Below are 17,411 nucleotides of genomic sequence, written 5' to 3'. Positions count from 1 at the left end.
CACTGGTTAAGTTAGCCTTACCTCACTTACATCGAGCCTGGTCGGGAGCCTGACCGGGATGCGGAAGGGCCACTATGACTCTGGCGACGATCTCCGGGCCGACGACGGCGGAACGCATCCGCAGCGCGTGCATCCGCGCCCAAAGCGCCCTGATCGCCCTCGACGGCGCCGATCCGGAGACGGTGAGCGTGCACCATCTGCTGCCCGACGGCTCGGTCGCGATCGCGGTGCCGATCAACGGGGTGGCGGCGGCCAACGTCGTGGCGTCCGGGGCCGCCGGCGTCCAGGCTTTCCTCGAATTGACCGACTACGCGCCGCTGCCGCTGCGCGAGCCGGTGCGCTCGCTGGTATGGATCCGCGGCCGGCTGCACCGGGTCCCGGACTCGATGCTGCGGGCCACCCTGGATGTGGTGGCGGCCGAGGACCCGAACCCGGCCCTGCTGCAGGTCGGCACCGAGTCCGCGCTGCTGCGGCTGGAGATCGAGTCGGTGGTCGTCGCCGACTCCTCGGGCGCCGAAGCGGTGGCGCCCAGCGCGCTGCTTGAGGCCCGTCCCGACCCGTTCTGCGCGCTGGAGACCGGCTGGCTGCGTCACCTCGACTCCGACCATCGCGACCTGATCGACCGGCTCGCGACCAAGCTGCCGCGGCCGCTGCGCGGCGGTCAGGTCCGCCCGCTCGGATTGGACCGCTACGGCGTGCGGTTGCGCGTCGAAGGCGCCGACGGCGACCACGACGTGCGGCTTCCGTTCAATCAGCCGGTGGACGACGTGACCGGACTCAGCCGGGCCATCCGCATCCTGCTGGGCTGCCCCTTCGTCAACGGACTGCGCGCCCGCCGCACCCCCTGACCCTCGCTCGGGCGATACCGTGTCGGGGTGAGCGCACCGAGCGCATCTGAGGCCCTGAGCGCCCACGACCGCCGCGCGCTGCGCATCGAGGTCGGTGTCGTCCTGGTCGTGACCTTCGGCCTCAGTGCCGTCACCGCGACGCTGCAGCTGATCGACTTCGTGCTGCGCGGCCTGGCCGGCCAGACAGTCGCCCTCAACCCCCGTCGCTCCTACTTCGACCTGATCGACCTGGGCCTGAACCTGGCCTACCTCACCCAGCTGCTCGCCTGGGGCGCGCTCGCGGTTTACCTCCTGTGGCGCAGCGGATTCGGCCCCACCCGAATCGGCCTGGGCCGGTTGCGAGTGCGCCCGGACCTGCTCGGCGGTCTGGGCCTGGCGGCCCTGATCGGCATCCCGGGGCTGGGCCTGTACGTGGCGTCCCGGGCGCTGGGGTTCAGCGCCGCGGTGGTCCCCACCGAGCTCGGCGACACCTGGTGGCGGATCCCGGTGCTGCTGGGGGTGTCCTTCGCCAACGGCTGGGCCGAAGAGGTGGTGGTGGTCGCCTACCTGCTCACCCGGCTGCGCCAGTTCCGGGTCAACCCGGTCACCGCACTGGTCGCCTCGAGCGTGCTCCGCGGGGCCTACCACCTGTACCAGGGCTTCGGGGCGGGTCTGGGCAACCTGGTGATGGGGCTGATCTTCGGCTACGTCTGGCAGCGCACCGGCCGGCTGTGGCCGCTGATCATCGCGCACTTTCTGATCGACGCCGTGGCCTTCGTCGGGTACGCGCTGCTGGCGCCGCACCTGGGCTGGCTGGGCATCGAACCGCCGGCCGGCACGTAAATTGGCCTGGTGAGCGACGACCGGCCCCGCCACGGGCAGCCCCCCGGCCCGGGCCGTCGGCCGCCCCCACCCGGCGAACCGTCGCAGGTGATCCGGCGGGACCCCCAGCACCGGCCGATGCCCGGCGGCTTTCCCGCGCAGCGCCCACCACCGCCGGCGGCCCCACCGCCACCGCTGCCGCCGCGGCGCCCTCCCCCGCCACCGCCCCGGCGGCCACCCCCCCCCCGGCAGCCCCCGCCGGTTCGGTCCGCGCCGCCGCGCCGCCCGGTGCCCGCGGCCCGCGACCGCCCGGCGCCGCCCGCGCCCAAACCCGTTGCGCCGCAACCCCGAAAGACCCGCAAGCGCCGGCCCTGGGGCCGGATCCTGCTGGTGCTGCTATTGCTGGCCGGCTCGGGCGTGATCGGGGCCGGGGTCTGGCTGGACGGCGCCCTAAACCGGATCCCGGCGATCACCAGCTATCCGGACCGGCCCGCGGCGGGCCGCGGCACCACCTGGCTGCTCGTCGGCTCCGACGGCCGCCACGATCTGACCCCCGAGCAACAGGCGGAGCTGTCCACCGGCGGGGACCTGGGCTCCGGCCGCACCGACACCCTCCTGCTGGTGCACCTGCCGGGCCTCGGCTCCAGCGCGCCGACCACGATGGTCTCGATTCCCCGCGACTCCTACGTGCCGATCCCCGGCTACGGCAGCGACAAGATCAACGCGGCCTACACCTTCGGCGGCGCGCCGCTGCTGACCCAAACCGTGGAGCAGGCCACCGGGCTCCGCATCGACCACTACGCCGAGATCGGCTTCGCGGGGTTCGCGGTGCTGGTCGACGCGCTCGGCGGGGTGACGGCGTGTCCGGCCGAGCCGATCAGCGACCCGCTGGCCGGCATCGACTTGCCGGCCGGCTGCCAGCAGCTCGACGGCCGCACCGCGCTGGGTTTCGTGCGCAGCCGGGCCACCCCGCGCGCCGACCTGGACCGCATGGTCAACCAGCGCCAGTTCATGTCCGCGCTGCTCAATCGCGCCGCCAGCCCCGCGGTCTGGCTGAACCCGTGGCGCTGGTACGCGGTGCCGCGCGCGGCCGCCGACGCGGTCACCGTCGACACCGACGACCACGTGTGGGATCTGGCCCGCCTCGGCTGGGCGCTGCGCGGTTCCCCGGTCACCGTCACGGTGCCGATCGGCAGCTACACCTCGACGGGTTCGGGCGCCGTGGTCACCTGGGACGACGCGGCCGCCGGCGCGCTGTTCGAAGCGCTCGCCACCGACGCCCCGATCCCGCAGTCGGTGCTCGAGGCCCAGCCCTGACACCGCGCCCGGGAGTGATCCAGCTAACTCCCGACCGGGCGGCGGCGCGCGGTCCGGCCGGGCCCGTTCAAGTTAGGCAACGCTGCCCGAAGTAAGTGTTACCTTCCATGACAACCCCTCTGACCAGTCAGTATGGTGGCGATCATGACTCGCGACGACAGCCTCGACACCAAATTCCACGGCCTGCTTCGGGACCAGATCCGCGACGAGTTCACCGCCGCTCAGCAATACGTCGCGATTGCCGTCCACTTCGACGGTGCCGACCTGCCGCAGCTGGCCAAGTTCTTCTACCGCCAGGCCGCCGAGGAACGCAACCACGCGCTGATGTTCGTGCGCTATCTGCTCGACCGCGGGGTCGACGTGGAGATCCCGGGCGTCGATTCGGTGCGCAACGGCTTCGGCTCCGCGCGCGAGGCCGTGGCCCGGGCCCTGGAACTCGAGCGCGACGTCACCGATGCGATCGTGGCGCTGGCGGCCGCCGCCCGCGACGAGCGCGACTACCTCGGCGAGCAGTTCATGGGCTGGTTCCTCAAGGAGCAGGTCGAGGAGGTCGCCGCGATGACGACGCTGCTACGCGTCACCGAGCGGGCCGGCGACAACCTGTTCGACCTCGAGGATTACGTGGCGCGCGAGCTGGCGGCCGGATCCGCGGACCCCGCCGCGCCGCCCGTTGCCGGCGCGCTCTGACGGTCAGTCCCGCCCCGCCCCGGTCAGTCCGTTCTGCAGCCAGTCCTTGGTGCGGCCGGGGTGGTTGGTGGCCAGCCACGCGACGCCCTGATCCCGGCAGAACCGGACGTCCTCGTAGTGGTCGACGGTCCAGCAGTACAGCGCCCGGCCCTGCGCGGCGGCACGGTCGACCAACTCGGGGTGCTCCCGCAGCGTGCCGATCGACGGCCCCACCGCGGTGGCCCCGACCGTGGTCGCCGCCCCGCCACCGAGGAAGCGAGACGCCTCGCCCAACAACACCGTGGGCAGCATCGGCGCGGCCCGCCTGATCCGCCACACCGCGGCCGCCGAGAACGACATCACCACCGCGCGCGACAGATCCGCCGAGGCCGGCGCCGCGATCCCGAAGCGGTGCAGCAGCGCCAGCACCTTGCTCTCCACCAGGCCGCCGTAGCGCACCGGATGCTTGGTCTCGATGAACAGCTTGACCGGGCGCTTGAAGTCCAGCACCAGCATCACCAGTTCCTCGAGGGTCAGCAGGCCGGTGTCCGCCCCGTCGCCGTCGGTGGGCCGGCCACCGTGCCAGGAGCCATAGTCGAACTGCCGCAACTCATTCAGCGTCATCTCGCTGACCACACCGCTGCCGGAGGAGGTGCGGTCGATCCGGCGGTCGTGCATGCACACCAGGTGACCGTCCCGGGTCAGGCGGACATCGCATTCGACGCCGTCGGCGCCTTCCTGCAGCGCCAACTCGTACGCGGCCAGGGTGTGCTCCGGGCGGTGGGCCGACGCGCCGCGGTGCGCCACCACAAAGGGATGCCCCGCGAGCCCTTCGCCACCCGGTTCCATGGCCCTATGCTGCCGGTTCCTGGCCCGTCGGCTCAACCGGACGGGCGAAGTCGCCCGCCGCTGCCCCGGTGCCGTCGGCCTCCCCGGCGGCGGGACCGGCGGCGGGACCGGCCGCCACCACCACCCAGCGGTGCGCGGGCCGCTCGACCGGCTTGTCCTCGAATCCTTGGTAGACCCGGCGCACGGCCACGACCGTCGCCAGCGCCGCCAGGTACGCGCAGATCATCGCCACGGTGTTGTCCGCGACGCCCTGCGCCGACGAGTTCAAACCGATGCTGAACCAGCCGTAGGTGAACAGCGAGGCGACGGCGATGAACGACAGCACCGCACTCAGTGCCCACCACAGCCACCACCTGATGATCGGCGTGCGCAGCCGGCGGTAGAGGCCCTCGAGGGTGGCGGTCTCGATCACGAAGACCGGCGCCCAGAACAGGTTGACCGGCGGCAGCAGGCAGCCGGTCCACAGCGCCGAGGTCGGCCGGTCGGTCCGGCCGAGGTGGGCGAACAGCTGGGCTCGCCGCGCGATGAGCCACCGCGTCAGGACCACCCAGCAGGCGATCACCGCGGCCAGGGCGGCCAGGCTGACCAGGATGCTCAGCAGCGTGGCGCCCGCGGCGACGAACGGGGGCAGCAGCACCGTGCGGTTCACCATCAGCAGCACATAGCGGATCAAGTAGATCAGCGCCGCCGCCGCCAACGCCACGGTCGTGACGGTCAGGACGCCGCGCACCTGGGCGGCCGTGGGTCCGGTGCGCTCCGGCGCCGTGGGCTCGACGCCGTAGGTGATCGGGTCCGGCAGGCTCCAGCGCGGGATGAAGTCGTAGCGCGGCGTCGGACCGAGCGGACGCCGCCGCGGCCGCGGGCTCGGGGGTGCACCCGGGCGCACGGCGATCCAACGCAAGCCGGGCGGCAGCTTGGGCGCGCCACCGGTCGGTGGCGCGGCGCCGCCGGTCTGCGCGGACCGGCTCCAGCCGGCGACATCCGGGGGCGCCCCGGCCCCCGTGGCGGCCGGCGCCAACAGCCTGCCCTGGCACCGCGGGCACCACATCCGCTGCTTGTCGCGGACGTTCCACCGGGTGCTACACGAGGAACAGACCTGAATCACCGCACCAGCCTAACGACGGCCGCGCCGTTGTTTCGGCGGTCGGGGGATCGGCGGCGGCGGATCAGACGGTGCCCGGTGCACCGGAATCGGTCACCACGGGCCGCCCCGCCTGCTGCCAGGCCAGCATTCCGCCGTCGACGTTGGCCGGTTTGTAGCCGTTGGCCTGCAGATATTGGGCGACCTGCTGCGAACGTCCGCCCGCCTGGCAGATGACGTAGAGCTGGGTGCCCGGATTCAGCTCGGCCAGCCGGGTCGGTACGTCGTTCATCGGGATGTGGCGGGCTTGGGGCGCGTGTCCCCGCTGCCACTCGTCGTCCTCGCGGACGTCGAGCAGCACGACGTCGCCTTCGAACGTCGTGGGCAGGTCACGCACGTGTGCCTGGGGTACGGCAGTCATGACTCGATCCTGTCACGTCCACGCCAGCGAAGTCCCGGATCCGCCCCCGCTATCCACAGTTTCCACAGGTTTATCCACAGCGTGCCCGGCGCCCGCATGCGCTCCGCCTCGCACGTTGCGCCCGATCCCGGGTCCGCTGTGGATAACCGACCCGGCGCCGACGGCCGTCCATCAACAGCCGCCCGCCGAGCCGAGCGAAATCGACGCGTTTCGCAGCCGGTGACGGGCGGGGAATCCGGTGCCGGGGCCGTCGTCGCGGCTGTGCGAAAATGCCTGCGGGCTGGGCGGGACGCAGCAATTTCTCGCTTCGGGACCCAAGGCGTTATGATCGCCGTCACAACAGCGTTTCTGTGACAGATCTCACTGGGGGCAGTTTTGAATCCACCGGTCAGGAGCATGTGATGACCACTCAACCGCTCGGCCCGGGCTCGGGCACGCAGCCGTCGCAGTGGTATTCGTCCACGTGCAACCGGTCCTACCTGCTCGCCCTGCTGCGCGCCGGGGTGATCGCCGTCGTACTGCTAGGGGTCTTGGCCCTGATCGTCCTGTTCTGATCCGCGCTACGAGCGCCGGCGGCCGGCGCCGCGCACCTTGAACACCATCCGGTAGGTGTCGGCTGCGGCCACCGGGCCGAACCGGCGGGAGTCGACGACGCCGACGGCGTCAGGATTGTCCGAACACGCCTCGAACGTCGCGTCCGGGCCGGATCCGTGCACCTGCCCGACGCGCTTGACCAACCAGCGCGCGGCCAGCGTGGGATCGCGGAAGATGCGCACTTGACCGGGGCGGACGCGCCCCCCGCGCCGGCCCAGCAGGCCGTCCCCCGGGTTCAGGGTCGGCCGCATCGAATCCTCGACAACGACGAACCGTCGTAGCGGCCATCGCCAGAGTCGATGGTTATGCGCCATGTCCTGAGGGTAGGTTAGGGCTATGCTGCATCGACTTTTCACCAACGCCACACCCGCCCATGCTCACTGCGACCTGTACTGCGGTGTCTATGACCCCGCGCAGGCCAAGATCGAGGCGCTGTCGTGCCTCAAGACCCTCCAGAAGTACCACGACTCCGATGACGAGCACTTCCGCACCCGCGCGGTCCTGATCAAGGAGCAGCGCGCCGAGGAGGTCAAGCATCACCTGATGGTGCTGTGGGCCGACTTCTTCGCCCCGGAGCACTTCGAGCAGTTCCCGAATCTGCATCAGCTGTTCTGGGACGGCGTGCACGGCGCCGGTGACGTCAAGAAGTCCACCGACATCGCCGTCGCCGAGAAGCTGCTCAAGACCATCGATGAGATCGCCGACATCTTCTGGCAGACCGAGAAGTCCAAGGCGATGGGCGTCTACCCGCCGTCCTGATTTCAGCTCGGTCCCACCTGGCCGCCTCGGGGCGTCGTGCATCGCTGCGCGGCGCCCCGATCTCGTTGACGCGCTATCGACTTCGCATCGTTTCCGCGCTGGCACTCGTGTCCTCTTGCGTGCCAGCGGGTTTTGCCCCATCCTGAACAGACCGACCCGCAGTCGTGTCGCGCAGAGCAGTCCGAAGTTGCGGAGGCAGAGATGGAGACTGGGTCCGGGCGGGCTATCGGCCTCGCCCCCTTTCATTCTCGTGGCGCCCTGAAGGGCTTCGTGGTCTCGGGCCGCTGGCCGGATTCCACCAAGGAATGGGCCCAACTGTTGATGGCCGCGGTGCGGGTGGCCTCCCTGCCGGGATTGCTCTCCACCACAACCGTATTCGGCGTCCGAGAGGAACTCCCCGAGGCGCCGCCGCCGGACACCGTCGGCCTCGTCATCGCCGAGGGTCCCGTGGTCGGCGAATCCGCGATCGCGCCAGGCTATTTCGCCGATCATCTGCCCCCAGCGCTGCTCATGTTGCACCCCCCGTCGGAGACCATGCCCTCACTGCCGGAGTGTGCGGGTGCGGCATCCGGGTGTGTATTGCTGCCCGGGCTACCGCATTTGGGCCTCGAACATCGCGCTGCGTGGGTCGAGGCCGAATCCGACGGCACGGTCACCTCGATGGTCAGTCGCGTCGGAGTGGACCCCATCAGCCACCCCGACACCGCCATCCTGGCAATGCTGCTTGCCGCCTAGCCAATTCATCGCCGAGAGCACGAAATCCCAAGTACGGCAACCCGAACATTCGCCTTACCGTGCGGGCGTCCGTATGCTGTGGTGGTCAGCGAAGGGGAGTAGCCCCCAATCGTCGTGTCGACATACTGGCGAAAGCCCGGCCGGCGAACCGAACGCATTGTTCGGTGGGTGAGACCTTCGACGAATGGCCGGTGTTGCCTCGGCATCTCCGCCACCAGTCGAAAGGTCGGTTCCAATGCTTGCGGCGGCCCTGATCAGCCTCGGTGTGGTGTTCGTTGCCGAACTCGGCGACAAGTCCCAGCTGATCACCATGACCTTTGCGCTGCGCCACCGCTGGTGGGTGGTGCTGACCGGGGTCGGCATCGCGGCGTTCCTGGTACACGGCATCTCGGTGACCATCGGGCACTTCCTGGGCCTGGCGCTGCCGGAGCGGCCGATCGCCTTCGCCGCCGCCGTCGCATTCCTCGGTTTCGCGGTCTGGACCTGGCGCACCGGCGGTACTTCCGACGACGAGGCCAAACCCGTCGCCGAACCCCGCTTCATCCTGTTCGCGGTGATCTCGTCGTTCGTGCTGGCGGAACTGGGCGACAAGACCATGCTGGCCACGGTCGCGCTCGCGAGCGACAACCACTGGGCCGGCGTCTGGGTGGGTGCGACCGTCGGGATGGTGCTCGCGGACGCGGTCGCGATCGTGGTCGGACGGCTGATGCACCGTCGACTCCCGGAACGCCTCCTGCACATGCTGGCCAGCGTCCTGTTCCTGCTCTTCGGCCTGTGGATGCTGTTCCACGGTGCCCTGGAGTGGCACACGGCCGCGGTCGCGGTCACGGGGTCGGTTGCTGTCGCGGCGGCGGCAGCGGGAATAGTCGGGTGGGTTCGGTGGCGACGGGCCCGCGCCGCGATGCCGCCGCAGCGCGCCGACGACGCCGATCCCGCCAACGCGACCGACGCGGGGTAAATCGGCGGGCCAACACCGAAAAGTCGGGGAAAAACCCTGCGTACGCCAGTCAAAACCGGTCGGCAGCAAAGATTGGCCGCACAGACCCCCGGCACGGACCATCGTTGCCCGGAAAAAATCCTGGGCCTGGGAACGTCCACGCTGGCGAACGGGCTCCGAAACGCCAACCCGGGCCCGCGCCTCATTTCCGCTGCTGTGCACGCTGACGAGCCGAGTTTTCGGCGGTTCCGGCCCGCTTCGGCGTTTCGCTGCTACCTTATGTTGCGTCGAGCGTCAATTTATTGGTCGTTTGCACTTGGTTAACAGCGCATCTGTCGCTACGATGATCAGCAAATACATCGTCGGGGCGACTGTGCGGTGCGGATGTGGAGGTCGGAGAAACAATGAGTACAACGTTCGCTGCGCGCTTGAATAGGCTGTTCGACACGGTATATCCGCCGGGTCGGGGGCCGCACACCTCGGCCGAGGTCATCGGCGCGCTCAAGTCGGAGGGTGTCACGATGTCGGCGCCCTACCTCTCGCAGCTTCGCTCGGGGAACCGCACCAACCCGTCCGCGGCGACCATGGCCGCCCTCGCCAACTTCTTCCGGATCAAGCCCGCCTACTTCACCGACGACGAGTACTACGAGAAGCTCGACAAGGAACTGACCTGGCTGGCCCACATGCGGGACGAGGGTGTCCGCCGGGTCGCTGCCCGCACGGTGGGGCTGTCCCCGGAGGCGCAGCAGGATCTGGTGCAAAAGGCCGAGGAACTGCGCCGCAAGGAACAACTCGACTAGCAGCGCCGGCTATTCGGCAAGGTCGCGGTACTGCCGCGCGATCTCGATGATCCATTCGCGGTCGGAGTAGCTGTCGGGCTGCCGCAGCCAGCGGGACCCCGGAAATCGTTCCGGTTCGCTGCTGGCCGGTCGACCCGAGTAGATCCATTCGGCGATCCTGCGCGCCTGCGCAACCGGTGCCACCGCGGGCCGCTCGGCCGCCGCGCCGTCGCCGGGGCTCGCCGGGCGCTGCTGGGCGGCGATCGCCTCCAGATACAGCGCGTCGGAAATCCGGGACAGGCCCTCGGCCACCCGGAACACCACCGGACCGCGCGGGCGCACCCCGATCCCGATGTCGGGCCGGCGTCGCTGCAACTCGGTGTGCAGCGGCTCGATCAACTTCAGCTCCCGCCGGCCGGAAAACCAATCCTCGACCGTCGGCAGCAGCGACCCCGCGCCCACCACCGCCATCGCGCTGCCCAGCAGCACCACCGCGGTCCCGATGCCCACCAACGGGGTGGCGCTGACCGCGCGGATCAGGAAGAAGGCGCTGGCGAGCAGGATCAGGGTGATCCCGAACGTGAAGACGAGCAGCGCCCGCCCCCGGCGGGTCCGGTTGGAATGGCGCGCCCCCGCCCACGCCACCATCGTCAACGCCAGCATCACGTACAGCAGCGGCACCAGCCATGGCAGCGCCAGGCCGCTCGAGCCGAGATTCTTCGCGAGATACTCCTGCGGGGCCATCTCCGGCTGCCGGCCGGCACGGAAGAACAGCACCAGGGTCAAAGCCGCCACGGCAGCGGCCAAACCATACTGCGCCAAGGCAATTCGACGCACCGTGTCGGCCCTGCGGGGCGAGGCGACGCTGGTGATCATCACGCAACTGCCGGCGGCGCAGGCGATCAGCGCCAGCTGACTGAGGCCCACCGCGAGGTTCGGCCAGCGCAGCCAGGTGTCGATCAGCAGCGTCAGCGGCGGCCAGTTCAGTGCGGCCACCAACGCCAAACTGCCCAGCGCAACAATCATCGCCGTACTCACCAGGGACTGCTTGTTGACCAACGCCCAGCCGATCCGGACGCCCGTCGCCATCGCGAGCAGACCGGCGATCACCCAGATGGTCAACCAAACGCCTCGCCGAGTCGGACCTGCACAATCGAGGAGCGATCCGACGGGATGCGGCCCAGCCGGTAGATCAGCAGGGCGGCAAAGTCCTCGGCTTCCTGTTCGATGTCCTCGCCGCCGGGGCCCATGCAGCCCGTGCGCTGGTTCAGCATGTAGCTGATCAGGTCGTCGCTGGCGACCTCGGAGGACATCCGGGCCATCTCGGCCACGGCAATCCCCTCGTGGCCCAACACCAGATGACCGAGTTCGTGGGCCAGCGTCCGATCCCAGGTCGGCAGCCCCCGTTGGATCAGGAACTCGTCGCGGTCGGCGTACTGCCGCCACTGCCCGCACACCCCGTCGGGCAGATCGGCCATCGTGATCTCGATGGTGCGGCCGCGGCTGGCGCTGACGGCTTCCACCAACCGGTGCAGCGAGACCTCGCCACGCCGGGGGGCCAGGTCCAGCACCTCTCCGACGGCGCGCGTCACGCGACGACTCGCCGACATGCCCCTCCCTTCATGCCCCGGGCGGGGCCCATCACTGTAGGAATCGCGCCGTCCCGGCGGCCCGCACGGCGTGGCCCGCCTTGGCCTGTCGGTAGCCCACCAACCCCCCGGCGGCGGTCAAGCCCAGCAGTCCGGCGGCACCGGTCAGCGCGAAGCCGGCGATCTCGGTCATCGCCGCCGTGCGCAGATAGTCCGGATAACCGGCGCGGAACGCCGCGGGCACGACCGGGGCGGCCCGCCGGTCGTCGTCGCGGCCCGCGGCCACGTCGGCGTCCGCCGCCGGCCGATCCGCCGTCGGTGCGGGCGGCGGCGGGGGCGGGACCGCGGGTTGCGGTGCCGCGGCCGGACCGGGGACCACCAGCACGGGGACGGGGACCGGCACGGGCACTGGGGCGATCACCGGTACCGCGGCCGCCGGCGGGGGCGGCGGGGGCGGCGGGGCCGCCATGGCGGCTCGCAGCACCTTTTCCGCGTCCAGGGTCCGCGTCGAAGTCTCGGCCTCGGCCGCCGCCTCGGGCTGGTCGCGCTGGACGCCCCACTGGATCCGGGGACCGTCGGAGCCGCCGCTTTCCACGATGTCGGGGACCTCGGGTTCGGTCGGCTCCTCCGGATCCGGATCGTGGTGATCACAGTCCCTCGGCGGCCGCCACTGGCCGTCCGGGAAGTCGTGCCGATCCTTGTGCCGCCGGTGCCAGGTCGGGTACTCCCGCGGCCCCTTCCGCTTGGACCAACCCTCGGACTTCTCGTCGCCCGCGGTCCGCACCGCCCGGCGCGTGAATCCGCGCCACCGGTCCGCGTCGCCGTCCTCGGCCGTGTCGGCTTCGGCGGCGGGCCGCGCTCGCTCCGGCCCCCGGCGGTTGAGCTTGCGGTCCTGCTCGTTGGTGCGGTCCTCGGCGCGCGGGGTGCGATCGCCGCGCTGTGTGCTGTCGGCATCGCGGGTGACACCGGGGGCCGCGGACGCCACGGCCACGCCGAGGCCACCGACACCCCCGACCAGCAAACCGCAGGCGACCATCCCGCCGATCGCCGCGCCCTGCACTCGCGCCCCGTCCACTTTGCCCTGTTTTCGTCGTCCGGCGAACCCGGGTCCGCCCCCAGAAATATCTGCAGACATTGTGGCATATCCGCAGGTGGCGATTTGCCGGATAGCGCCAGGCGCTAGGGTTGGCACAGGGTTGCCGGGCCTGTCCATCGGCCCGGCAAAAGTGCGCAATGAACACGGAAGGCGGCCGGAATGGCGCTGCTCAAGAAGCGCAAGAGTCGTGCGACGCGTCGCGCTGAGGCCAAGGCGCTCAAGGCAAAGGCGAGGCTGGAGGCCAAGCTCGAGGCCAAGAACGAGGTACGCCGCTTCAAGGCCGAACAGCGCGCGCAGAACAAGGCGCTGCAGGCTCAACTCAAGGCCCAACGTGCCAGCGATCGCGCGGCACTGAAGATCGCCGAGACCCAATTGCGGGCCGCCCGCGAAGGAAAGTTGTTCTCCCCCATCCGGGTTCGACGGGTGCTGACCGTCGCACGGTTGTTGGCCCCGGTGTTGATCCCGCTGGCCTACCGGGCCGCCACCGCCGCTCGCGGGCTGCTCGACGAGCGCCGCGCCGAGCGCCTCGGCGTCCCGCTGAGCCAGATCGGGCAGTTCTCCGGCCACGGTGGCGAACTGTCGGCGCGGATTTCCGGCGCCGAGCGAACGCTGGGCACCGTCGCCCAGAAGAGTCCCAAGGACACCGAGACCAAGCAGTTCGTCGAGGCCATGACCGGGCGACTGACCGACCTGTCCGCGGCGGTGGCCGCGGCCGAGAACATGCCCGTGAGCCAGCGCCGGGCCGCGCACACGGCGATCTCGGATCAACTCGACGGCATCGACGCCGACCTGATGGCGCGCCTGGGCGTGCTGTGACTGCCGTCCCGCCGCCCCATCCCGAAACCCCGAGAAGTGCCGTAGCAGGCTCGTAGAAAGTGTGGCCATGACCTCCCTCCCGATCAGTGCGCACCGCCCCGCCCGGACCGTCCGGCGGTTCGGCGTGGTGGCGGCTCTGGTGGCGATGCTGACCTTCGCCGGTACCGCGGTGGCGGCCGCACATGCGACCTTGATGAGCACCGACCCGGTCGACGGCACCTCGCTGACCTCGGGCCCCGAGCGGGTCAGCGCGACCTTCAACGAGCCGATGCAGCCGACGTTCGCGGCGATGACGGTGGTGGGACCCGACGGCAACCTGTGGACCGACGGTGACCCGGTCGTCGAGGGTGCGGTGATCAGCGTGCCGGTGCGGCCGTTGGGACCCGCCGGCACCTACACCGTGAACTACCGGGCCACCTCGGCCGACGGCCACGTCGTCTCGGGTTCATGGGCCTTCGAGCTGACTTCCGCCGGTGCCGGTGACCCCGGGCCGCCGCTGGCCGAAGCCCCCGCGGACTCCTCGCTGCCGGTCTGGCCGTTCGCGTTGGCCGCGATCGCCGTCGTCGCCGGCGCCGTCGTCTGGGCCCTCCGGCGCCGGACGTGACCGAGCGCCGGGTCCGGCCGCGGGTTGTCGCGGTCGGGTTCGGCGTGGCGCTGGTCTTGGCCACCACGACGCTGGCGTGGCTGGTCAGCGGCGCGGAGCTGTCGCCGGCGATGACGGCCGCGCGGGCCGTGGCCGACCTCGCCGCCGCCACCAGTCTCGGCCTGGCGCTCGTGGCGCGCCTCGACGGCCCCCGCTACCGCGACGAGGTGGTCAACCGGGCCGCCGGGCCGCTGGCGGTGGCCGCGGCGACGTGGCTGGTCGCCGAGCTGATTCGATTGGTGCTCGCGGCCGCCCAGGCCAGCGGCGGCGCCGTCACCGCGCTGTCGCTGCCCACCCTGGTCGACTTCGCCGGCAGCACCGCGCCCGGCCGGGCCGCGCTGTTCAGTGTCGCCGCGGCGGCGGTGGTGTGCGTGCTGGTGTTGGCGGCCCCCCGCTCGCCCGGGGTCGGTGCCGCGACCGTCGGCGTGGTCACGGCCGGGATCGCGGCGCGCGCGGTCACCGGTCATGTCGCCGACGGGCTGCTGTCCTCGATCTCGGTGGTGGTGCATTCGTTGGCCGCCGCCCTGTGGTTCGGGACGTTGGCGGCCCTGGCGTTGACGGTGTCGACCCGCGGTCAGTGGGCCCGCGTGCTGCCGGTGTTCTCCCGGGTGGCGCTGCCCACCGTGGCGGTGCTGGTGGGCACCGGGGTTTTGACCGCGTTGACCGCGCTGGGCTCGGCCGCCGACCTGGTCCAGACGGGTTACGGCCGGGTGTTGCTCGCCAAGATCGGCGTCACCGCGGCCGTCCTGGCAGTGGCCTGGGCGCACCGCACCGGCTGGCTGGTCGCGGCGACGTCCCACCGGCTCGGCGCCCGGGATTCGCTGCGCCGTTGCCTGGTGGAGTTGGGGCTGCTCACCGCGGCGCTCACCTTGGCCGCCGGCCTGACGGTGACCGGCTGAGCGCTTGGGCGCGCGGACCCACCTGGCATGATGGGTGGCACTGCGGTGATTGGTGACGACGAACTGCAAAGGAGCAGCCCACATGGCCGAGCAGCGGGACCAGCCTGACGAACGCCCCGAGCCGGCGTCCCAAGCACCCGACGTGCCTGCGGCTACCCCGCCTCCCACTGAACCGGCCGCCAAGGCCCCAGCGAAGAAGGCACCCGCCAAGAAGGCCCAGGCGAAGAAGGCCACCAAGGCCGCCCCCGCCAAGAAGGCTGCGGCGAAGAAGGCCGCTCCCGCCAAGAAAGCCCCGGCCAAGAAGGCCGCTCCGCCCCCGCCCCCGCCCCCGCCGGCCCCGGCCCCGCTGGCCGCCGGCAACGGCTCGGCGCGACCCGACGGCGCCAAGGAGGCTGCCGCGCAGGCAAAGTCGGCGGTCGAGCGGGCCGCCGACGCGGTGCCGCCGCCGGTGCCCGCCCCGTTGGACGACGGGTCCCGCTCGCCGGTCCCGTTCATCGTCGCGTTCGCGGTGACGCTGGTGGCCATCCTGTGGGTGCGCCGGTTGCGCCGCGACGACCAGGACTGACCACGGCGATCGGCCGCTAGGATTTCCTCCCGTGACTGTTGAACCGCGCGCCACCGCCGACCTGGTCGACGACATCGGCCCCGAGGTCCGCAGCTGCGACCTCCAACTGCGCCAGTACGGCGGCCGGTCGATGTTCGCCGGGCGCATCAGCACGGTGCGCTGCTTTCAGGACAACGCCCTGCTCAAGTCGGTGCTGTCCGAGCCCGGCGACGGGGGCGTGCTGGTGATCGACGGCGACGCGTCGGTGCACAGCGCGCTCGTCGGCGACGTCATCGCCGAACTCGGCCGCTCCAATGGCTGGGCCGGGCTGATCATCAACGGCGCGGTACGCGATTCCGCGATCCTGCGCACCCTCGACATCGGCGTCAAGGCGCTGGGCACCAACCCGCGCAAGAGCACCAAGACCGGCGCCGGTGAGCGCGATGTCGAGGTGTCCTTCGGCGGGGTCACCTTCGTTCCGGGGCAGACCGCCTACAGCGACGACGACGGCATCGTGGTGGTCTGACCCCGGCCGCCGGCCCGGGCGATCAGCTCGAGATCGGCTGCGGCGCCCGGTGCTTGGTGAACTGCAAGGAATCGTCGTCGACCCGACCCTGCCGGATGGCACGGATGTCGAAGAAGTAGTTCTGCTTGGCCTTCCACGGCCCACTGGAGCCGGACTTCGGCAGCTGGTCCAGCGCCCGCTGGAAGTACCCCGGCGAGAAGTCGGTGAACGGCAGCGGCTCCACCTCGGGGCCGGGATGCCGGGGTTCCACGGCGTCGTAGCCGTGCTTGTCCATGTAGTTGAGCAGCCGACAGACGTACTCGGACACCAGATCGGCCTTCAGCGTCCAGGACGCGTTGGTGTAGCCGATGGTGAACGCCATGTTCGGGATGTCGGAGAGCATCATCGCCTTGTAGGTCATCCGCTCGGAGATGTCGACCGGCGCACCGTTGCGGGTCACGGCCGCGCCGCCGAACAGCCGCATGTTCAAACCCGTTGCGGTGATGATGATGTCGGCCGCCAACTCCCGACCGGAGGTCAACCTGATGCCGGTCTCGGTGAATCGGTCGATGGTGTCGGTCACGACCTCGGCCTTGCCGCGGCGGATCGCCTTGAACAGATCGCCGTTGGGTGCCAGGCACAGCCGCTCATCCCACGGGTTGTAGCTGGGATTGAAGTGCGTCTTGACGTCGTAGCCCGCGGGTAGCCGGCGCTTTGCCCGCGTCAACAGCAGATTGCGCATGAACTCCGGGAAGTGCCGCGACACCTGATACTGACCGGTGCTGAAGCCGATCGCCCACCAGCGGTTGACGAAGTGCGCCAGCTTTTCCGGCAGGTATTTGTTGGCCTTCACCGCGATCGGATCGACCTCGGGCAGCGTCCCGATGAAGGTCGGCGAGCGCTGCAGCATCGTGACATGCCCGGCGCCCGAATTGACCAGTGCCGGAATGAGAGTCACCGCGGTGGCACCACTGCCGATGACGACGATCTGCTTGCCCGCGTAGTCGAGGTCCTCGGGCCAGTGCTGCGGATGCACAATGGTGCCGCCGAAGTCCTCGGCGCCCTCGAACTTCGGGGTGTAGCCCTCGTCGTAGTCGTAGTAGCCGCTGCAGGCGAACACGAAGCCGCACTGGATCTGGCTCTGCTGGCCGTCCCGCTCGAACGTGACGGTCCAGCGGTTCTCGCTGTCGGACCAATCGGCGGCGGTCACCGTGGTGCCGTACCGGATGTGCTGGTCGATCCCGTTCTCCTCGGCGGCCTCCTTGATGTAGGCCTTGATCGAGGCGCCGTCGGCGATCGACTTCGCCGACTTCCAGGGCTTGAAGCGGAAGCCCAGGGTGAACATGTCGGAGTCCGACCGGATGCCCGGGTACTTGAACAGGTCCCAGGTGCCGCCCAGGTCGTCGCGGCGTTCGAGAATCACGTAGTTCTTGGCCGGGCAGCGGTCCTGCAGATGCCAGGCGGCGCTGATGCCGGAGATTCCGGCCCCGACGATGACAACGTCGACAAATTCGGTCATGACGTCAACCTAT

At 70.5% G+C, this 17,411-nt stretch carries 22 protein-coding genes; 14 read left to right on the top strand and 8 right to left on the bottom strand.

The window, feature by feature from the left end; all coding sequences use genetic code 11:
• Positions 1-74: 74 nt before the first annotated feature.
• From RCP80_RS00515 to RCP80_RS00500, 4 genes are all read left to right on the top strand, one after another.
• Positions 75-848, top strand: coding sequence for a DUF2470 domain-containing protein (locus tag RCP80_RS00515; RefSeq protein ID WP_308480485.1), 774 nt, complete (start codon positions 75-77; stop codon positions 846-848).
• Positions 849-875: 27 nt separating this feature from the next.
• Positions 876-1,670: a CPBP family intramembrane glutamic endopeptidase gene (locus RCP80_RS00510; RefSeq protein WP_308480484.1), complete on the top strand. Its 795-nt coding sequence runs from the start codon at positions 876-878 to the stop codon at positions 1,668-1,670.
• A gap of 9 nt (positions 1,671-1,679) precedes the next feature.
• On the top strand, positions 1,680-2,966 hold the full coding sequence (locus RCP80_RS00505) for an LCP family protein (protein WP_373693423.1): 1,287 nt from the start codon (positions 1,680-1,682) through the stop codon (positions 2,964-2,966).
• A 144-nt stretch (positions 2,967-3,110) separates the two neighbouring features.
• The gene (locus tag RCP80_RS00500; protein ID WP_308480483.1) at positions 3,111-3,653 is read left to right on the top strand and encodes a ferritin; all 543 of its coding nucleotides are present in this window, start codon (positions 3,111-3,113) and stop codon (positions 3,651-3,653) included.
• Between the two features lie 3 nt (positions 3,654-3,656).
• Here the strand turns inward: RCP80_RS00500 and RCP80_RS00495 are convergent, their stop codons facing one another.
• The 3 genes from RCP80_RS00495 to RCP80_RS00485 form a co-directional block, all read right to left on the bottom strand.
• Positions 3,657-4,481: a glycerophosphodiester phosphodiesterase gene (locus RCP80_RS00495; protein WP_308480482.1), complete on the bottom strand. Its 825-nt coding sequence runs from the start codon at positions 4,479-4,481 to the stop codon at positions 3,657-3,659.
• 4 nt (positions 4,482-4,485) lie between these two features.
• On the bottom strand, positions 4,486-5,586 hold the full coding sequence (locus tag RCP80_RS00490; RefSeq protein WP_308480481.1) for a DUF4328 domain-containing protein: 1,101 nt from the start codon (positions 5,584-5,586) through the stop codon (positions 4,486-4,488).
• A 61-nt stretch (positions 5,587-5,647) separates the two neighbouring features.
• A complete protein-coding gene (locus RCP80_RS00485; protein WP_308480480.1) occupies positions 5,648-5,983 on the bottom strand; it encodes a rhodanese-like domain-containing protein in 336 nt (111 codons plus the stop codon).
• Positions 5,984-6,384: 401 nt separating this feature from the next.
• On the opposite strand from RCP80_RS00485, the gene RCP80_RS00480 reads away from it, so the two are divergent.
• Complete coding sequence (locus tag RCP80_RS00480; protein WP_308480479.1) at positions 6,385-6,537, top strand: hypothetical protein; 153 nt, start codon at positions 6,385-6,387, stop codon at positions 6,535-6,537.
• Positions 6,538-6,543: 6 nt separating this feature from the next.
• Here the strand turns inward: RCP80_RS00480 and RCP80_RS00475 are convergent, their stop codons facing one another.
• On the bottom strand, positions 6,544-6,891 hold the full coding sequence (locus RCP80_RS00475; protein ID WP_373693422.1) for a S24/S26 family peptidase: 348 nt from the start codon (positions 6,889-6,891) through the stop codon (positions 6,544-6,546).
• Between the two features lie 22 nt (positions 6,892-6,913).
• Between RCP80_RS00475 and sodN the strand changes: the two genes are divergently transcribed.
• The 4 genes from sodN to RCP80_RS00455 all read left to right on the top strand — a co-directional run bounded on the left by sodN (position 6,914) and on the right by RCP80_RS00455 (position 9,808).
• Positions 6,914-7,336 carry a superoxide dismutase, Ni gene (gene sodN, locus RCP80_RS00470; RefSeq protein ID WP_308480478.1) on the top strand — a complete coding sequence of 141 codons (423 nt, stop codon included), beginning with the start codon at positions 6,914-6,916 and terminating at the stop codon, positions 7,334-7,336.
• Between the two features lie 201 nt (positions 7,337-7,537).
• Complete coding sequence (locus RCP80_RS00465) at positions 7,538-8,071, top strand: peptidase (protein WP_308480477.1); 534 nt, start codon at positions 7,538-7,540, stop codon at positions 8,069-8,071.
• Positions 8,072-8,306: 235 nt separating this feature from the next.
• On the top strand, positions 8,307-9,029 hold the full coding sequence (locus RCP80_RS00460) for a TMEM165/GDT1 family protein (protein WP_308480476.1): 723 nt from the start codon (positions 8,307-8,309) through the stop codon (positions 9,027-9,029).
• Positions 9,030-9,412: 383 nt separating this feature from the next.
• Positions 9,413-9,808, top strand: a complete 396-nt coding sequence (locus RCP80_RS00455; RefSeq protein WP_308480475.1) for a transcriptional regulator — start codon at positions 9,413-9,415, stop codon at positions 9,806-9,808.
• 9 nt (positions 9,809-9,817) lie between these two features.
• Here the strand turns inward: RCP80_RS00455 and RCP80_RS00450 are convergent, their stop codons facing one another.
• The 3 genes from RCP80_RS00450 to RCP80_RS00440 are packed head-to-tail and all read right to left on the bottom strand — an operon-like array spanning position 9,818 to position 12,511.
• Positions 9,818-10,909 carry a hypothetical protein gene (locus tag RCP80_RS00450; RefSeq protein WP_308480474.1) on the bottom strand — a complete coding sequence of 364 codons (1,092 nt, stop codon included), beginning with the start codon at positions 10,907-10,909 and terminating at the stop codon, positions 9,818-9,820.
• Complete coding sequence (locus RCP80_RS00445) at positions 10,906-11,397, bottom strand: ImmA/IrrE family metallo-endopeptidase (RefSeq protein ID WP_308480473.1); 492 nt, start codon at positions 11,395-11,397, stop codon at positions 10,906-10,908. The genes RCP80_RS00450 and RCP80_RS00445 overlap by 4 nt, the downstream gene beginning before the upstream one ends.
• Positions 11,398-11,428: 31 nt before the next feature.
• Positions 11,429-12,511 carry a hypothetical protein gene (locus RCP80_RS00440; RefSeq protein WP_308480472.1) on the bottom strand — a complete coding sequence of 361 codons (1,083 nt, stop codon included), beginning with the start codon at positions 12,509-12,511 and terminating at the stop codon, positions 11,429-11,431.
• 120 nt (positions 12,512-12,631) lie between these two features.
• Here RCP80_RS00440 and RCP80_RS00435 point away from each other — a divergent pair, with 120 nt between their 5' ends.
• From RCP80_RS00435 to rraA, 5 genes are all read left to right on the top strand, one after another.
• Positions 12,632-13,288 (top strand): DUF6474 family protein, encoded by a 657-nt coding sequence (locus tag RCP80_RS00435; RefSeq protein ID WP_308480471.1) that lies wholly within the window; start codon positions 12,632-12,634, stop codon positions 13,286-13,288.
• 67 nt (positions 13,289-13,355) lie between these two features.
• Positions 13,356-13,892, top strand: a complete 537-nt coding sequence (locus tag RCP80_RS00430) for a copper resistance CopC family protein (protein ID WP_373693421.1) — start codon at positions 13,356-13,358, stop codon at positions 13,890-13,892.
• Positions 13,889-14,830 (top strand): CopD family protein, encoded by a 942-nt coding sequence (locus RCP80_RS00425; RefSeq protein WP_308480470.1) that lies wholly within the window; start codon positions 13,889-13,891, stop codon positions 14,828-14,830. Before RCP80_RS00430 ends, RCP80_RS00425 begins: the two co-directional genes overlap by 4 nt.
• An 82-nt stretch (positions 14,831-14,912) precedes the next feature.
• The gene (locus RCP80_RS00420; protein ID WP_308480469.1) at positions 14,913-15,395 is read left to right on the top strand and encodes a hypothetical protein; all 483 of its coding nucleotides are present in this window, start codon (positions 14,913-14,915) and stop codon (positions 15,393-15,395) included.
• Between the two features lie 31 nt (positions 15,396-15,426).
• The gene (rraA, locus tag RCP80_RS00415; protein WP_308480468.1) at positions 15,427-15,900 is read left to right on the top strand and encodes a ribonuclease E activity regulator RraA; all 474 of its coding nucleotides are present in this window, start codon (positions 15,427-15,429) and stop codon (positions 15,898-15,900) included.
• 22 nt (positions 15,901-15,922) lie between these two features.
• Here rraA and RCP80_RS00410 read toward each other — a convergent pair whose 3' ends face one another.
• Complete coding sequence (locus tag RCP80_RS00410; protein ID WP_308480467.1) at positions 15,923-17,398, bottom strand: flavin-containing monooxygenase; 1,476 nt, start codon at positions 17,396-17,398, stop codon at positions 15,923-15,925.
• Positions 17,399-17,411: the final 13 nt, after the last annotated feature.

The sequence above is a fragment of the Mycolicibacterium sp. MU0053 genome, assembly GCF_963378095.1.
Lineage (GTDB): Bacteria > Actinomycetota > Actinomycetes > Mycobacteriales > Mycobacteriaceae > Mycobacterium > Mycobacterium burgundiense.
This window is presented reverse-complemented; position numbering and strand designations above follow the sequence as displayed.